At 69.7% G+C, this 17,182-nt stretch carries 13 protein-coding genes and 1 riboswitch; of the genes, 2 read left to right on the forward strand and 11 right to left on the reverse strand.

The features are described 5' to 3' along the window. Positions 1–37: 37 nt before the first annotated feature. From AB0H93_RS29075 to ftsZ, 11 genes are all read right to left on the reverse strand, one after another. Positions 38–922 (reverse strand): RluA family pseudouridine synthase, encoded by an 885-nt coding sequence (locus AB0H93_RS29075; RefSeq protein WP_358576603.1) that lies wholly within the window; start codon positions 920–922, stop codon positions 38–40. Between the two features lie 41 nt (positions 923–963). Then, positions 964–1,611 (reverse strand): signal peptidase II, encoded by a 648-nt coding sequence (gene lspA / locus AB0H93_RS29080; RefSeq protein WP_358576568.1) that lies wholly within the window; start codon positions 1,609–1,611, stop codon positions 964–966. A gap of 174 nt (positions 1,612–1,785) precedes the next feature. Next, complete coding sequence (locus AB0H93_RS29085; RefSeq protein ID WP_358576570.1) at positions 1,786–3,123, reverse strand: aminotransferase class V-fold PLP-dependent enzyme; 1,338 nt, start codon at positions 3,121–3,123, stop codon at positions 1,786–1,788. Between the two features lie 40 nt (positions 3,124–3,163). Continuing rightward, positions 3,164–3,279, reverse strand: a riboswitch (SAM riboswitch). A gap of 147 nt (positions 3,280–3,426) precedes the next feature. Next, positions 3,427–6,576: an isoleucine--tRNA ligase gene (ileS, locus tag AB0H93_RS29090; protein WP_358576572.1), complete on the reverse strand. Its 3,150-nt coding sequence runs from the start codon at positions 6,574–6,576 to the stop codon at positions 3,427–3,429. A 354-nt stretch (positions 6,577–6,930) separates the two neighbouring features. After that, the gene (locus AB0H93_RS29095) at positions 6,931–7,353 is read right to left on the reverse strand and encodes a hypothetical protein (RefSeq protein WP_358576573.1); all 423 of its coding nucleotides are present in this window, start codon (positions 7,351–7,353) and stop codon (positions 6,931–6,933) included. Between the two features lie 89 nt (positions 7,354–7,442). After that, positions 7,443–8,276 (reverse strand): DivIVA domain-containing protein, encoded by an 834-nt coding sequence (locus AB0H93_RS29100; protein ID WP_358576575.1) that lies wholly within the window; start codon positions 8,274–8,276, stop codon positions 7,443–7,445. 47 nt (positions 8,277–8,323) lie between these two features. Continuing rightward, positions 8,324–8,608: a YggT family protein gene (locus AB0H93_RS29105; RefSeq protein WP_093160639.1), complete on the reverse strand. Its 285-nt coding sequence runs from the start codon at positions 8,606–8,608 to the stop codon at positions 8,324–8,326. Between the two features lie 19 nt (positions 8,609–8,627). Further along, entirely contained in the window at positions 8,628–9,260 is a 633-nt protein-coding gene (gene sepF / locus AB0H93_RS29110; RefSeq protein ID WP_358576576.1) for a cell division protein SepF, read from the reverse strand. Between the two features lie 72 nt (positions 9,261–9,332). Continuing rightward, positions 9,333–10,067 (reverse strand): YggS family pyridoxal phosphate-dependent enzyme, encoded by a 735-nt coding sequence (locus tag AB0H93_RS29115; RefSeq protein WP_358576578.1) that lies wholly within the window; start codon positions 10,065–10,067, stop codon positions 9,333–9,335. Then, the gene (pgeF, locus tag AB0H93_RS29120; protein WP_245760923.1) at positions 10,064–10,768 is read right to left on the reverse strand and encodes a peptidoglycan editing factor PgeF; all 705 of its coding nucleotides are present in this window, start codon (positions 10,766–10,768) and stop codon (positions 10,064–10,066) included. Before pgeF ends, AB0H93_RS29115 begins: the two co-directional genes overlap by 4 nt. A 110-nt stretch (positions 10,769–10,878) precedes the next feature. Beyond that, positions 10,879–12,312 carry a cell division protein FtsZ gene (gene ftsZ, locus AB0H93_RS29125; RefSeq protein ID WP_358576580.1) on the reverse strand — a complete coding sequence of 478 codons (1,434 nt, stop codon included), beginning with the start codon at positions 12,310–12,312 and terminating at the stop codon, positions 10,879–10,881. Positions 12,313–12,826: 514 nt separating this feature from the next. On the opposite strand from ftsZ, the gene AB0H93_RS29130 reads away from it, so the two are divergent. Together AB0H93_RS29130 and AB0H93_RS29135 are read left to right on the forward strand one after the other, a co-directional pair. Then, positions 12,827–13,744 (forward strand): SDR family oxidoreductase, encoded by a 918-nt coding sequence (locus AB0H93_RS29130; protein ID WP_358576581.1) that lies wholly within the window; start codon positions 12,827–12,829, stop codon positions 13,742–13,744. Positions 13,745–13,825: 81 nt separating this feature from the next. Then, the gene (locus tag AB0H93_RS29135; protein ID WP_358576583.1) at positions 13,826–17,092 is read left to right on the forward strand and encodes an AAA domain-containing protein; all 3,267 of its coding nucleotides are present in this window, start codon (positions 13,826–13,828) and stop codon (positions 17,090–17,092) included. Positions 17,093–17,182: the final 90 nt, after the last annotated feature.

Here is a 17,182-nt window from a genome sequence, read left to right on the forward strand (position 1 = left end):
TTGCTCGTTCACAGGCTTGTCCGCCACCGTACCCGGCTCAGCCGTCCTGACCGCGGAGCTCGTCCAGCGCATGCTGCAGGTCGGCGGGGTAATCGCTTTCGAACGTGACCCAGCCGCCGGACGGGTGCTCGAAGGAGAGGCTGCGCGCGTGCAGCCACTGCCTGGTAATAGCGAGTCGTCGGGCCAGCACCGGGTCCGCGCCGTAGGTCAGGTCGCCGACGCAGGGGTGCTTGATCGCCGAGAAGTGCACCCTGATCTGGTGCGTGCGCCCGGTTTCCAGCTTCACGTCCACCAGCGACGCCGCGCGGAACGCCTCCACCGTCTCGTAGTGGGTGACGCTGGGTTTGCCGCCGGTGACGACCGCGAACTTGTAGTCGTGGCGCGGGTGCCGGTCGATCGGCGCGTCGATGGTGCCGCGGCTCGGGTCCGGATGCCCCTGCACCACCGCGTGGTAGCGCTTGTCCACGGTGCGTTCCTTGAACGCGCGCTTGAGCACCGAGTACGCGTGCTCGCTCTTGGCCACGACCATCACACCCGTGGTGCCCGCGTCCAGGCGGTGCACGACGCCCTGCCGCTCGGAGGCCCCGGAAGTCGCGATGCGCACGCCTGCGGCGGCGAGCCCGCCGACGACGGTCGGCCCCTCCCAGCCAGGGCTCGGGTGCACGGCGACGCCGATCGGCTTGTCGACCACGACGATGTCGTCGTCCTGGTGCAGGATCCTCAGCCCGTCCACCGGCACCGCGACGACCTGCAGCGGCTGCTGCGCCGGCGGCAGCGTCACCTCCAGCCAGGCCCCGGCGACCAGCCGGTCCGACTTGCCCGCCTGGTTGCCGTCGACCAGCACGTCGCCGGACTCGGCCAGCGAGGCGACGGCGCTGCGGGACAGGCCGAGCAGCTTCGACAGGCCCGCGTCGACCCTCATGCCGTCCAGCCCGTCGGGAACCGGCAGCGTTCGAAGATCGCTCACGACTGCGCTGCCTTCTTCTTGCGGTGCACCGTGCCGTCGTAGTCGCGGCCCAGCAGCGACATCAGCACGACCAGGATGCCGCCGCAGACGATGCAGGAGTCGGCGACGTTGAACACCGGCCACACCGCGCCGCCCGGCGCGAACACCGACAGGAAGTCCACCACGTGCCCCTGCAGCGGTCCGGGGGCGCGGAAGAACCGGTCGACCAGGTTGCCGCAGGCGCCGCCGAGCACCAGGCCGAGCCCCACCGCCCAGCCCGGCGAGCGCAGCTTCGGCGCCAGCCAGATGATCACGCCGACGACTGCCGAGGCCAGCAGCGCGAGCAGCCAGGTCATGCCGGTGGCCAGCGAGAACGCGGCACCGGGGTTGCGCAGCACGTCGAGGTAGAGCAGGCCGCCGAACAACTCGACCGGCTGCTTGCCCTCCAGGTTGGCGACCACGGCGACCTTGGTGAGGATGTCGATGGCCAGGGCCACCACGGCGACCCCGCCCAGCAACCCGAGCAGCTTCCCGGAGGCGCGCTTGGGCGGCTCCGCCGCCTCGGCTTGCGTCTCGGGTGCCTGTTCCGCGGCGGTCGGCTCGGTGCCCGCCTGCTCTGCTGAGGACTCCCTCGGGGAGGACTGCTCGGTGCTCACACCAGCCATTGTCCCTGAACCCGCCCGCACGCGGTCCGGCAGGACCACTCCCCGCGATGCGCCCTTGAACACACCGTCACCCCGAGGCCGACGCCCCTGCGTTCCGCCCCGCCCACGCGGCTCCGTTTCCACTGGTCAAGTGCCGTGAGCGCACTGGGGTGCCATAGCAGAGCCGGGTTCCGGTCAGCCGAGGAAGTCCGGCAGCGGGCGCGGGTCGTTGACCGGCGCCCAGCGGCCGTCGACCTGCTCGTAGCGCCAGACCGGGCCCACTGCCACCAGCCGCCGCAGCGCGTTCACCAGGCGGTCGATGTGCTCCGCCGTCGTGCCCAGCCCGACGCTGACGCGCACCGCGCGGTCGGCGTCCGAGCCCGCCCGCGAGAGCAGCCGCCGCGTGGCCACGTGCGCGCAGAACAAGCCGTCGCGGACACCGATGCCGTGCTCCGCGGAAAGCGCCGCGGCCAGCAGGCCGGGGTCCTGACCGTCGATGGTGAAGCTCACCACGCCGACCCGGTCGTGATCGGCGTCGAACAACCGCAGCTCGCGCAGCCCCGGCACGCCGCGCAGCCCGGCCCGCAGCCGGCGCAGCAGCGTCTCCTCGTGCTCGACGACGTCCGGCCAGTTGGCCGCGAGGGTCTCGCAGGCCTTGGCCAGCGCGTGCACGCCGACGGTGTTCGGCGAACCGGCCTCGTGCCGCTCCGGCCCGGTCGTCCAGCTGACCGACCGCTCCTGCACCAGCCGGGTCGCGCCGCCGCCCGCCAGGTACGGCTCGGCGGCGTTGAGCCAGTCCGCGCGGCCGATCAGCGCGCCCGCGCCGAACGGCGCGTAGAGCTTGTGCCCGGAGATCGCGACGTAGTCGACGTCGAGCTCACCGATCCGCACCGGCCGGTGCGGCGCGAGCTGCGCGGCGTCCAGCACGGTGCGCGCCCCGCGCCGGCGGGCCACCTTCGCCAGCTCGGCGACCGGCCACACCTCGCCGGTGACGTTGGAAGCGCCCGTGATCACCGCCAGCCGCGGCCCCTCCGGGCATTCGGCCAGCGCGGCGTCGAGCGCGGCGACCGCGTCCGCCGGGGTCTCCGGCGCGGGCAGGCGGCGCACCCGCGGGCCGGACCAGGGCAGCAGCGCGGCGTGGTGCTCGGTGTCGAAGACGACGACGGAGGTGCCGCGCGGCAGCGCCCGCCCCAGCAGGTTCAGGGCGTCGGTGGTGTTGCGCGTGAAGATCACCGAGTCGGTGCGCCGGGCGCCGACGAAGGTCCGGAGCTTGTCCCGGGCGCCCTCGTAGACCCGGGTGCACACCTGGGAGGCGAACCCGGCGCCGCGGTGCACGCTCGCGTACCAGGGCAGCAGCTCGTTCACCGCCGACTGCACCGGCTCCAGACAAGGCGCGCTCGCCCCGTGATCGAGGTTCGCGTATCCGATGTGCTCGCCGGTGACCAGCGGGACCTGCAGCGAGCGACCGACGACAGCGGGGATCCGGTAGTCCACATCGGACTGCTTCGGGATGTCGATGACGGCAGAAGACATGACGGCCTCCTCGGGGGCCTCATCGGACCCGCCCAGGAGGGGTCCGCGCTTGCCGGATCGCCCTGCACGACCGGCCAGGTCCTCACCCGGGGCACCCCACCGCGGTTGGAGGGTTGCCGGCCAGCAAGCCGGGGCTTGACGCTGGCACTCATGACCTTCGACTACGGACCTTAGAAAACCGCCGCGGCACCGGACAACAGCAATCCCGGATCGTGGGAGCGGCCTTGGTCACACCGACCCGGGAAGCGCGAAGGGCGCTTCCCGCCGGGAAATCCGGCGGAAAGCGCCCTCGACCTCGCGGGATCAGGCCTTGGTGACGCCGATCTTGATCTCGGTGCCGTCACCGACGGTGCCGGTGAAGCCGTCCGCCACGTCGCCGGACTCGACCGCGTTCGCCAGCGTTTCGGCCGCGATGAACTCGCGGTGCTCGGCGACGGCCGACAGGACCTCGGCCGGGGCCGAGATCGCCACCGCGATCCGGTCGGAGACCTGGAAGTCCGCCTCCTTGCGGGCCTGCTGGACGACCCGGACCACGTCGCGGGCCAGGCCCTCGGCCGCCAGCTCCGGGGTCACCTCGGTGTCCAGCACCACCAGGCCCTTGCCGCCGGGCAGCGCCGAGGCCGCGCCGGGGTCGGTGGAGACCAGCCGCTCGTCGAACTCGTTCTCCTGCAGCTCGATGCCGGCCGCGACCACGGTTCCGCCGGTGCGCTGCCACTCGCCCGACTTCACCGCCTTGATCACCTTCTGCACGTCGCGGCCCAGCCGCGGACCGGCGGCCCGCGCGTTCACGGCGATCTCGAAGTGACCGTGCGCGGCGACGTCGGTGCTCAGCTCCAGGTCCTTGACGTTGACCTCGTCGCGGATCAGGTCCGCGAAGGGCCGCAGCGCCTCCGCGTCCGGGGTGGCGACCACGAGCTTGGCCAGCGGCAACCGCACCCGGAGGTTGTTGGACTTGCGCAGCCTCGACACCGACGAGCACACCTGGCGCACCTCGTCCATCGCGGTCACCAGCGCGGCGTCCGCGGGCAGTTCGTCGACCAGCGGCCAGTCCGCCAGGTGCACCGAGCGGCCGCCGGTCAGCCCGCGCCAGACCGCCTCCGCGGTCAGCGGCAGCATCGGCGCCACCACCCGGCAGGTCACCTCCAGCACGGTGTGCAGCGTGTTGATCGCGTCCCGGTCGCCCGCCCAGAAGCGGTCGCGGGAACGGCGCACGTACCAGTTGGTCAGCACCTCCAGGAAGTCCCGCACGTCCGAGCAGGCGCCCGCGAGGTCGAAGGAGTCCATTGCGGACTGCACGTCGCCGACCAGCTCGTGCGTCTTGGCCAGGATGTACCGGTCCAGCACGTGCTTGCTGTCCACCTTGGACTCACCGGAGACGCCCTCGGCGTTGGCGTACAGCGCCAGGAAGTACCAGGAGTTCCACAGCGGCAGCACCGCCTGGCGCACCGCGTCCCGGATGCCGCGCTCGGTGACCACCAGGTCGCCGCCGCGCAGGATCGGGCTGGCCATCAGGAACCAGCGCATCGCGTCGGAGCCGTCGCGGTCGAAGACCTCGTTGACGTCCGGGTAGTTGCGCTTGGACTTCGACATCTTCAGGCCGTCGTCGCCCAGCACGATGCCGTGCGCCAGCACGTTGGTGAACGCCGGCCGGTCGAACAGCGCCGTCGCCAGCACGTGCAGCAGGTAGAACCAGCCGCGGGTCTGGCCGTTGTACTCGACGATGAAGTCGCCCGGGTAGTGGTGCTCGAACCACTCCGAGTTCTCGAACGGGTAGTGCACCTGGGCGAACGGCATCGAGCCGGACTCGAACCAGCAGTCCAGCACCTCCGGCACCCGGCGCATCGTCGACTTCCCGGTCGGGTCGTCCGGGTTCGGCCGGGTCAGGTCGTCGATCTCCGGGCGGTGCAGGTTCGCCGGCCGCACCCCGAAGTCGCGCTCCAGCTCGTCCAGCGAGCCGTAGACGTCGGTGCGCGGGTAGGCCGGGTCGTCGGAGACCCACACCGGGATCGGCGAACCCCAGTACCGGTTCCGGGAGATGTTCCAGTCGCGGGCGTTCTCCAGCCACTTGCCGAACTGGCCGTCCCGGATGTGCCCCGGCACCCAGTTGATCTGCCGGTTCAGCTCGACCATCCGGTCCTTGAACTGGCTGACCGCCACGAACCAGGACGACACCGGACGCTGGATGAGCGGGTTGTCGCAGCGCCAGCAGTGCGGGTACGGGTGGTCGTAGGTCTCGTGCCGCAGCAGGAGCCCGGCGTCCTTGAGATCGCGGATGATCTGCTTGTTGGCGTCGAAGATGTGCTGGCCCTCGTACGGCGGAGCCTCGGCGGTGAACTTGCCGTGGGCGTCGACCGGGACCGCCAGCTCGACGTCCGCCGCATCGGTGACAGCCTTGTCGTCCTCACCGAACGGCGCGATGTGCACGATTCCGGTGCCGTCCTCGGTGGTGACGAACTCCCCCGGCAGCACCTGGTGGGCATTGCGGTTGCCGACGAAGAAGTCGAACGGCGGCGTGTAGCGGACACCGAGCAGGTCGGCCCCCTTGACCCGCTCCACCACGTGCTCGGCCACGTCCTCGCCGAGCTCCCGCGCGTACGCGCCGAGCCGCGCCTCTGCCAGCACGTAGCGCTCGGTGGCGTTGGGCGGCGCGACCAGCACGTAGTCCACGTCCGGGTGCACGGCCGCCGCGAAGTTCGACGGCATGGTCCACGGGGTCGTCGTCCACACCAGGGCCAGCGCGCCGTCGAAGGCCTTGCCCGGCGCGTTGAGCCGCAGGCCAACGGTCACCGCCGGGTCCTGCCGCTGGCGGTAGACGTCGTCCATCTTGGTCTCGGTGTTGGACAGCGGCGTCTCGCACCGCCAGCAGTACCAGAGCACCCGGAAGCCCTCGTAGACCAGACCCTTGTCCCACAGGGTCTTGAAGGCCCACATGACGCTTTCCATGTAGTCCAGGTCGAGCGTCTTGTAGTCGTTGTCGAAGTCCACCCACCGGGCCTGCCGGGTGACGTAGTCCTCCCACTCGGCGGTGTAGCGCAGCACCGACGCCCGGCACGCGTCGTTGAACGCGGCGACGCCCATCTGCTCGATCTCGGACTTCGACGTGATGCCGAGCTGCTTCTCCGCCTCCACCTCGGCGGGCAGCCCGTGGCAGTCCCAGCCGAACCGGCGCTCCACCCGGCGGCCGCGCATGGTCTGGTAGCGCGGCACCACGTCCTTGACGTAGCCGGTCAGCAGGTGCCCGTAGTGCGGCAGCCCGTTGGCGAACGGCGGCCCGTCGTAGAAGACGAACTCGTTGGCGCCGTTGGCGCCGGTCTCGCGGGCCTGCACCGAGGCCCGGAAGGTCTTGTCGTCGGCCCAGAAATCCAGCACCTGGCGCTCGATCTCGGGGAACACGGGCTGGGCCGCCACGCCGCGCTCACCGGCGTCGCCGAACTGAACCTTGGGATAAGCCATCGCGGTTGTGCTCCTCGCGGTGTGTCGTTTCCGCCGCACGGTCACCGAAACTCCGGTGCCCACGCGGGGACGACACCTCGCGCGCATGCCCGCACGAGATCCGCGGTACCACCCCGCTTGCCGCCGGACGACGCCGACGACCACTCGTTGCCAGCTGTGACGGGCTGGACCCGTCCGGTTCTACTGAGGCGCCCAGGCAGGGCACCCGTTCTTCCGGAGGCTCCCCGGTGATGGCCGGATCATTGCCTGGTCAGTCCAGGGTACCGGGCGCCCGCCACCGGTTTTCACCGGTGCGCGGTTTCACTTGAAACCGTCCCCGGGGCCCGGGAAGGACCGAGGTTTCAATTGAAACTGCTACACGCGGCGGACCTCGGCGGCCAGCGTCGCGTTCGGCGCGCAGCGGGCGCACGGCGTGAAGCCGAGCTCCCGGGCCTCGCGCAGCGGCAGCGCGATCGTCTTCCGATCACCGATCCACTCGCAGGTGCGGACGTGGTAGCGCGGCCGTTCATCGAGCACCAGCACCTCGGCGCCCGGATCCGCCGCTTCCGCGGCGTTGCTGCGCTCCTCGCCCGGCTCCTTGCCGTCGACCGGCGCGGGCTCCGCCGGCGGCCGCTCTCGCGGCCCGGCCCGGCGCCATCGCCGATCGGCGACCAGCAGCGCCACGCCGACGACGCTGATCAGCACCGACAGCCACGCCAGATCCGGTTCGCCCGCGGCGACCGCACCGGCCAGAACACCGCCGGCCACCAGGACCAGCAGCAGCACGACCAACAGCACGCGACCTCACGCCCCTCGCCGAACGCCCCCGATGCACGTCGGCGGCGACGGGCGGTTCAGCCCGTCGCCGCCGATGCGGACGAACTCGCTCAGCCGGCTTCGGCTGCGCGCGCCCCGAAGCTGTAGCTGGCCTGCTGACCGGACGACCGGCTGCCGCTGCTGTCCGCGGGCGCGGCCGAGCCCCGGTCCTGCAGTTCGCGAAGCTGCGACTCCAGGTAGGTCTGCAGTCGAGTGCGGTACTCGCGCTCGAACGTGCGCAGGGTCTCGATCTTCTTCTCGAGGGCGTTCTTCTCCGACGTGATGTTGCCCATCACCTCGGCGTGCTTGCGCTGCGCGTCGCGCTCCAGGCTCGCCGCCTTGTCGCGGGCTTGCCGCTCCAGCGTCTCGGCCCGCGTGCGGGCGTCGTTGAGCATCGTCTCGGCACGGGTCCGGGACTCGTTGACCATGCTGTCGGACTTCGAGCGCGCTTCGGACAGCAGCTGCTCGGACTTCGTCCGCGCCTCGGACAACATGCCGTCGGCCTCGGCCTTGGCCTCACCGGTCAGCCGGTCGGCCATCTCCTGTGCGAGGCCCAGCACCTTGGCGGCCTGCACGTGGTGGTCACCGCCCGGGGACGTCTGCTCGGCGGCGGTCGGCGCCGGGACCGGGGTAAGCCGGCGCGGTTCCTCCGGTGGGGCGGCCGGGGTCGAGGGAACCGACGCGGCCTGGCTGCGCGCGTCGTCCAAGTCGACCTGCGCGGTCTGCAGCTGGGACTCCAGCTGCTCCACCTGGCTGCGCAGGTCGTTGTTCTCCTCCACCAGCCGGGCAAGCTCGGCTTCAACCAGGTCGAGGAATGCGTCCACCTCGTCCTCGTTGTAGCCCCGCTTACCGATCGGAGGTTTGCTAAACGCGACGTTATGCACGTCGGCGGGGGTCAGGCCCACAAGATCACCTCACGCACTCCTCGGCTGCGGGTAGCCCGGGTTCCCCGTCACCCGGGCTGCACCAGTCGCATCAGTATGAACACGACCAGCAGCAGCACCATAATCGATAGGTCCAGTCCGACGCCGCCGATCCGGACCGTCGGAATCACCCGACGCACCAACTTTACGGGTGGGTCGGTCACTGTGTAGATGCTCTCCAACGCGATTGCAACCCCTCCGACGGGCCGCCAATCGCGAGCGAACACTCGAACGAGTTCGATCACGATACGGGCCGTGAGCAGCAGCCAGAAGAAGAACAGAACGTAAAACAGGACGATCTGCACCGGGTTCACGCTTCAACTGTGCCACCACTCACCCGTAGTTGAAAAAGGCACCCTCGGCCAGCCGCCGCTTGTCCTCCGCCGCGACGTCCACGTTCGGCGGTGAGAGCAAGAACACGCGGTTCGTGACCTTCTCGATCGAGCCCCGCAACGCGAACGCCAGACCTGCGGCGAAGTCGACCAGGCGCTTGGCGTCGGCCTCCTCCATCTCGGTCAGGTTCATGATCACCGGCGTGCCGTCGCGGTACTGCTCGCCGATCGTGCGGGCCTCGCTGTAGCTGCGCGGATGCAGCGTTGTGATCTTGCTCAAGTTGAACTGGGTGCCCGTGTCGGTGATCGCCCGCAGCCGGGAGACGGACTCCCGCGGCGGGTCGACCGGTGTCACGCTGCGCACCGGCGCGTCCGGTGTCCACTGTCGCCGGGGTCGCGCCGCTGGTTCGCGGTACTCCTCGACGAAGCTGTCCGCTTCCGCCTCGGCCTCTGCCTGGTAGCCGCCGCGGGTGCCGACCCGGCGACGCGCGCCGACCCGGTCCGACGGGCCGTCGTAGGCATCGCGATCGGCGTCGGAGTACCGATCACGATAGCCGGGCTCGTCGTCGTAGTCGTCCACCTCGTCGGCCGGGACCATGCCGAAGTAGGCCTTCAACTTGTGCAAAGCGCTCATCGGCATGCCCTTCCTCTGCGACTCCTTAGCACCGAGCACGAGGCGGCCGGCCCTCGACCCCCCTGTTCACGGCTATGGCGAGGTTAACCGCCGCCCACCGAGCAGCGCGGTTCCGACACGCACCCGGGTCGAGCCGTGGGCAACGGCACTTTCCAGGTCGCCGGACATCCCCGCCGACACTTCGCCAGCTTCGGGGTGATCACGGCGCAAGCGCTCGGAGATCTTGGAAAGTGTGGCAAAAGCCACATCGGGTTCGCCACCCAGCGGGGCGACGGCCATCACGCCACGCAGCCTAAGACCACTCGTACGCGTGATCATATCGGCCAGCGCCGGCACGTCCTCCGGACGGCAGCCGCCGCGCCCGGTCGCCTCGTCCAGGCCCACCTGCACGAGGACGTCCAGCGGACGCTCCCGCTCCCCCGCGTCCAGGGCGTTCGCGGCGGCCCGGCCCAGCGCCTCGACGAGCCGGTTGCTGTCCACCGACTCGACCACGTCGGCCCAGCGGACCACGGCCCGGGCCTTGTTCCGCTGCAGCTGCCCGACCATGTGCCAGTGCGCCTCCGCCGCCGGCCGCAGCGCGGCGAACTCGGCGACCTTCCCGCGCGCCTCCTGCTCCCGGTTCTCGGCGAACTCGGTCAGCCCGAGATCGGCCAGCAGCGCCACGTCCGATGCCGGGAAGGTCTTCGTCACCGCGAGCAGCTCGACCTCGTCGGGCTCGCGCCCCGCCGCTCGGCAGGCGCGGTCGACCCGGTCGCGGACCTCCCGCAGCGACTCCGCCAGCTCGGCCCGCCGCAGCTCCTCGCTCACTCGGTCTCCTCCGGCTCGGCCCAGATCACCGCGGCGAACCGGCCGGTGCGGCCGTTGTCGCGGCGATGGCTGTAGAGCTCCGGGGATTCCATGGTGCAGCGCGGATCGACGCCGATCTTGGCGATCCCGGCCGCGGCCAGCTGCTCCCAGAGCCCCGCGCGCAGGTCGAGCCCGGCGGTGCCCTTGCGGGTCTTGCACGCGCTCCCCGGCAGGTGCTTCTCGACGTCGGCCTGCATCTCGGCGGGCACCTCGTAGCACTCGCCGCAGGCCGCCGGGCCGAGCAGCGCCTCGATCCGGTCCAGCCGCGCGCCCGCCTCCTGCATCGCCTTCAGCGCCGCGACGAGCACTCCCACGCGCGCGCCGACCCGGCCGGCGTGCACCGCCGAGACCACGCCGGTCTCCGGGTCGCCGAGCAGCACCGGCACGCAGTCCGCGGTGAGGGCGATCAGCGCCAGCTTCGGCTCGGCGGTCACCAGCGCATCGGTCGCCTCCACCGGAGCCGGCTGCGGCCCGTCGACGATGGTCGCGGTGCGCCCGTGGATCTGCTCCATCCACACCAGACGGTCTTCGGGCAGGCCGATGCCGTCGGCCAGCTTGCGCTGGTTCGCCGCCAGGGCCGCGGGATCGTCACCGACCCGGCCGCCCAGGTTGAAGGAGTCGAAGGGCGGCCGGGAACTCCCGCCCTCCCGCGTGGTGATCACGCGCCGAATCCGCACTGCTGCTCAGCCTCCCGAACACAAGTCGACACCGGAAACGGGGTGTTTCCGGTGTCGATTCTCGCTCATGCGCCGCGCGGTGCGGGCACCGCGCTTCAGCGACGCATGAAGGGTGGTATGTCGACGTCGTCGTCGGTGTCGTCGGTAACCGGGATGCCACGGTTGGACAGCGCACCGGGGCGGCCCGTGGCGGAGGTACCGCTGTGCGTCGGGTAGCCGCCGGCGCGGGTGGGCACCGAGACGTTCTGCTGCCCGGTCGAGGAGCCGTCGCTGCCGAACAGCCCGGACCGCTGGCCGAGGTTCGGCCGCTGCGGCGGTTCCGGCGCGGGCTCCGGCTGCGCCGGAACCGGCTGGGCCGCAGGCTGTTCCGCCTGCGGAGCGGGCTGCGGCGGGGTGGGCTGCACCGGCGGCGCGGGCTGCGGCACCGGGGTCGACTGCTGCTGCGGCGGCTGCGGCGCGGGCTGCGGCGGCGCGGGCTCGCTCGCCACCGGCTGTGGCGCGGGCTTCTCCGGGACCGGAGCGGGCTCGGGCTCCTCGGTGCGCGCGCCGACCTTCGTCGGTTCGAGCTTCTTGTGGGTGGGCGTGCCGGAGTCGAACCCGGCCGCGATCACGGTCACCCGCACCTCGTCGCCGAGCGAGTCGTCGATGACCGTACCGAAGATGATGTTGGCCTCGGGGTGCGCGGATTCCTGCACCAGCGACGCCGACTCGTTGATCTCGAACAGCCCGAGGTCGGAACCGCCCGCTATCGCCAGCAGCACTCCGTGCGCGCCCTCCATGGACGCCTCCAGCAGCGGCGAGTTGATCGCCTTCTGGGCGGCCTGCACCGCCCGGCCCTCGCCGCGCGCCGAGCCGATGCCCATCAGCGCGCTGCCCGCGCCGGACATGACGCTCTTGACGTCGGCGAAGTCGAGGTTGATCAGACCCGGGGTGGTGATCAGGTCGGTGATGCCCTGGACACCGGAGAGCAGCACCTCGTCCGCGGACCGGAAGGCGTCCATCAGGCTCACCCCGATGTCGCCGAGCTGCAGCAGCCGGTCGTTCGGGATGACGATGAGCGTGTCGCAGCAGTCGCGCAGCTCCTTGATGCCCTGTTCGGCCTGGGCCGCGCGGCGCTTGCCCTCGAAGGAGAACGGCCGGGTGACCACGCCGATGGTCAGCGCGCCGAGCTTGCGCGCGATCGACGCCACGACGGGCGCGCCGCCGGTGCCGGTGCCGCCGCCCTCGCCAGCGGTCACGAACACCATGTCGGCGCCCTTGAGGACCTCTTCGATCTCTTCCTTGTGGTCTTCGGCGGCCTTGTGGCCGACCTCCGGAGCCGCACCGGCTCCGAGGCCGCGGGTCAGCTCGCGGCCGATGTCGAGCTTCACGTCGGCATCCGACATCAGCAGGGCCTGCGCGTCGGTGTTCACCGCGATGAACTCGACACCTTTGAGCCCGACCTCGATCATGCGGTTCACGGCGTTGACGCCGCCGCCGCCGATGCCGACGACCTTGATCACCGCGAGATAGTTGTGCGGGGGCGTCATCGGATCCGCCTTCCTGATCGTGGCTCTGTGCTCTCTGCGTCGACCGCCGGGGCGGCCGCGGTACCGGTCGTCGCCGACGCGGGTTCCCCCGGTTGCTGTCGGTGCGGGATGCGAGCTTCGGCCGTTCCCGTGCCCGGTCCGGACGGTAGGCAAGCAACCGCCCCCGCGTCCAGCAGCCACGCCGGGAGTTTCAGCAGGTGTGTTGTGCCGCGCACCTCGTCGCTTCCGTCCCGACCGCTTTCACCGCCGCCCGGCGGGTCCGTCCGCCGCAGCGAGCCCAGTCTTGTTCCTCCCCTTGGTGGTGCTCACGTCGCGGACGTGATCACCACCAATACCGTACCCCGAGTACCGCTCACCCGGTCGAGGCAGGCAGAAGAGCAGGTGCGTGAACTCCTTTCGCGTGGCGGAGCTGCGACGAGCGATCCGGAACCCGGCGGGGAATCCTGACCGCAGGTGTCCGGATTCGCTGGCAGGTTCGCTTCCGAACCGTTCGGGAAGAGGAGGAATCGCAGACATGAGTGGACAACTACACGGCAAGGTCGCGCTGGTGGCCGGGGCGACCCGCGGTGCGGGCCGCGGCATCGCGGTGGAGCTGGGGGCGGCCGGCGCGACCGTCTACGGGACCGGGCGCAGCACCCGGGCGCAGCGCTCGGACTACGACCGGCCGGAGACCATTGAGGACACTGCCGAGCTGGTGACCCGGGCCGGCGGCAACGGCATCGCGGTCCAGGTCGACCACACCGACCCGGACCAGGTCCGCGAGCTGGTCCGGCGGATCGAGGCGGAGCAGGGCCGGCTGGACATCCTGATCAACGACCTCGGCGGCGAGAACCTGATGGACTGGCACAAGCCGATCTGGGAGCAGGACCTGGCGAAGGGCCTGCAGCGGCTGCGGGTCGGCATCGAGGCGCACATGATCACCAGCCACTTCGCGCTGGCGCTGCTGAGCAAGCGCCCGGGCGGGCTGGTCGTGGAGCTCACCGATGGCACCGCGGAGGTCCACGACCAGTACTACCGCAGCGAGGGCGGCGCGTTCTTCGACATCGTCAAGGTCGCCGCGCACCGCCTCGCCCGGGCGCAGGGCGAGGAGCTGGAGAAGCACGGCGGCACGGCGGTTTCGCTGACGCCGGGCTGGCTGCGGTCGGAGATGATGCTCGAACTCTTCGGCGTGACCGAGGAGAACTGGCGGGAGTCCACGACGGCGCCGGAGGGTTTCGGCATCTCCGAGTCGCCGCAGTTCGTCGGCCGCGCGGTGGTCGCGCTGGCGACGGACCCGGAGGTGGCCCGCTGGAACAAGGAGTCGCTGTCCAGCGGACAACTCGCGAAGGCCTACGGCTTCACGGACGCGGACGGCTCCCAGCCGGACGCCTGGCGCTACGTCCTCGAGGTCGAATGGCCCGGCAACCCCGGCAGCCCGGCCGACTACCGCTGACGGGATTTGTCCATCCCGACCCACAACAGTCACGATCTGCGCCAAGATGCGCACGGAAAGTGATCGCGGACAGGAGGCGGCATGGGGTGGCTCGACGAAGTGATCGAAGCCGTCGCCAGCCAACTCCCAGATCGTGCCAAACCGGCTCGTCCTACGACCAAGCTTGTTGGGAGAGCAGTCCAGACCGAGCCGGGTCGGTATCGGGTTTCCACGCGCAACAACGCGACCCGGATCGACGAACTCTCTGACCTTCGCCTCATGCCCGAAGACCGTGACGAACCCAGCTATCGGGTCATCGACGCGTACGAGGAGCAGGAAGCGGTAGTGGTGCAGGTCGGTCGGCACGCCCCGCAGCACGGACTTGTACTGCGGGGAACCGGCCGCCCGGCCGACTTCCTGGTACGCAGTCAATTGGAGGCGCTGAAGAAGCTGAGCGATCCGGGCTTCGCCGACCGGCTCGCTACGGGACGAATCGACGCGCTGCCACGCAACGTCGCAGACGTCGGAGCGCTGCAAGGAGCTCAAGCCCAAGCACACCACGCATGCGTGAGCCCTGGCCTGCACTTGGTCTGGGGCCCGCCCGGCACTGGTAAGACCACGGTACTCGGCAGGGCGATAGACGACCTAGTCGGGCGCGGTAGCCGTGTGCTGCTCGTGTCCGGCACGAACATAGCGGTGGACAACGCCCTGTTCGCCGCGCTCAAGCTCGGTTCCCCGGCACGGGGCGAACTGCTACGTGTCGGAACGCCGCAGATGCGGCAGATCGCGATGGACGATCGTGTGGCGCTGCGCCGGATCATCGCCGCGAGAATCCACGAACTGGAAGAGCGACGGCATTCGGTCGAGGAGGAGCTCCTACGGCTTCAGCAGTCGCCGACGTTACAACGGCTGAAGATCCTCGATGACCGGCTTATCGACTACGACTTCGACGCGCACCAAGCCGCCCTCGAGCGAATCGAACGAACGACAGGTATAGAACAGCTACAACGAGTTCGCGAACAGCGTGCGACGGAAGCGGCTGACGCGCGCAGTCGGCTTGAAACAAGTCGTCGAGCGCTGAGCACAGCTCGAGAGCAGCACCGGGCAGCATCGAAGGCAGCGCAGCAGCTCCGCGAAGCGGAGCAGTTGACGGATGTGTTGCGCGGTCTAGCCGCCGAAGTGGAACGCCGGCAACGAGAACTCGACCGGATTGCCGCTGAGCGGCAGCAACTCGCGGCGCGATCGCAACGATCGGCGGACCGGCCAGGCCTCCGGGGCTGGATTGCTCAGCGATACCTGCGACAACAGCTCAGCGATACGGCTGGACTCGCGCGCCATGCCAGTGCGCAAGTGCGGCAAGCTCGGAACGAGTTCGACCGGCAAAGCTCAGCGCTAAAGCCGAGGATCGCACAGCACCGAACAGCCGCCGATCCGTTCGATCAGGAGTCGATCGACCGAATCAGTGGGCAACTCGAAGCGGCGGAGCACGCTGTCCGAGCTTCTGAGGACGCAGTCGCAGCGGCAGATCAACGACTGCAGGAGGCCGGGAAGGCACTGTCTGCCGCAGAAGCACTGCGCCGCGCTACCCCGGATGATCATCGCTTGGCGGCGCACGCAGCACGCCACGACCTGGCCAACCTGCACGCCGAACGCGAGGAGGCACGCGCGGGTGCCGAAGCCGAAATCCGGCGGCGTGCCTCGCTCGAGAAAGAGCACGAAGAACTGCTGGCACGCCTCGCGAAGGAGCAAAACGAAGCGGAGCCCGAGATCATCCGGAATGCGAGGCTGGTGGCGACCACGCTTAGCCGAGCCCACCTGAACAAAGCGGTGGCTGAGGGCCCCTACGACGTGGTGTTGGTCGACGAAGCGGCGGCGGCGGCGATTCCGGACGTGCTGCTGGCCGTGTCGTTGGCGTCCAGGACAGTCACGCTGCTAGGCGACTTCTGCCAGCTCGGACCAATCGAACCGGCCAACAACGCCAAACGTCAGCAGGTCACCCGCTGGTTGACGCGTGACTGCTTCGAGCTCGCCGGTATTACCACCGCCGACCAAGCGCTGCGCGAGCCTGGCTGCGCGGCATTGCTGGAAACACACCGTTTTGGACCGAACCTCGTCGAGCTGGCCAACCGAATCGCCTATGGCGGGCACCTCCGGGTCGCACCGAACCGATCAACGCACGGCGATGACACCGAGATCATCCTGATCACCACTGACAACCTTGGCGAGATGGGCCAGTTCCGCCACTCTCCCACCGTCAAAGGCCGCTGGTGGCCAGCCGGAAGCGTGCTCTCACATGCGCTTGCGGAGCACCACTTGGGGAAGGGTGAGACGGTCGGCGTGGTCACGCCCTACAAGCTTCAGCGAAAGGCGACGCAGGCGTATCTCCAAGACCTCGGTCAGGTCGCGGAGCAAGTCGAAGTCGGCACCACGCACAGCTTCCAGGGCCGGGAGTTCGACGTGGTGATACTCGACACCGTCGAGGACGGGAGCACACGCGGCTGGATCGCGCAGGGAAGCATGAGCTCCACGCGGAGCTTCCAGCGCGCGGGTGCCAGGCTTCTCAACGTCGGGGCTACTCGCGCCAAGCACCGTCTCTATGTGTTGTGTGCGTGGAAGACCGTACGAGATGCCGACCCCGGCACGGTGCTACATGCAGCCCGCGAGATGGTCAACAACGGCGTCAAAGGCATTCGTGCCGACGACTTCCTCGGTCTTACCGCTGCGGAACGCCGACCGGCGGCAGACCCCATCGAGGAGGACGTGTGGGAGGCGTTCGACGACCACGTCCACGTCGTCGCTGACGGGATGTTCGACGAACGCGGCTACTACCCCGCGGTTCTCGACGACATAGGCGGAGCCCGGGAATCCATCTGGATGTGGTCACCCTGGGTACACCCGCGAATGGACACGGTCCTACCGCAGCTCCGCGCGGCGCGTGAACGCGGGCTCGAAGTCTTCGTCTTCGCCAGCGATCACCGGGACAACCATGACCGCACCGATCCAGCAGCAGCACGCCGCATCGCCGAGCTGGACGCGACAGCGACCTATTTGGTGCGGGTAAAAGCGATGCACCAGAAGATCGTCGTACTCGATGAGGAAACGGTCTACCTGGGTAGTTTGAATTCGCTCTCGAGCAGTCCCGAAAAACCTCGTCGCGAGATCATGGTGCGCCATCGTGGGCACCGTTTCGCCAAGCATATTCTTGAGCACGAAAGAGCAAAGGACTTCATTCCGCCGGAGAAATGCTCGACGTGCTCGGTTCAGATGGAGCTGACACGATCGAATAGCGAGCGCAGCGGCTACGAGTGGGTCTGGGTCTGCCCTCGGCATCCACGCAAGCACCGACATCCGGTGCGGCCAGGCAAATAACCGGCTGCCCACAAGCGCCAAGCTCATAGCAGAGCTGTTCGGGTGCCGCATCTTCACGCAAGGCGATCGCCCGATGCGGACGTTCTTCCT

Source organism: Saccharopolyspora sp. NPDC050642 (genome assembly GCF_040654735.1).
In the GTDB taxonomy this organism is placed as follows: domain Bacteria; phylum Actinomycetota; class Actinomycetes; order Mycobacteriales; family Pseudonocardiaceae; genus Saccharopolyspora; species Saccharopolyspora elongata.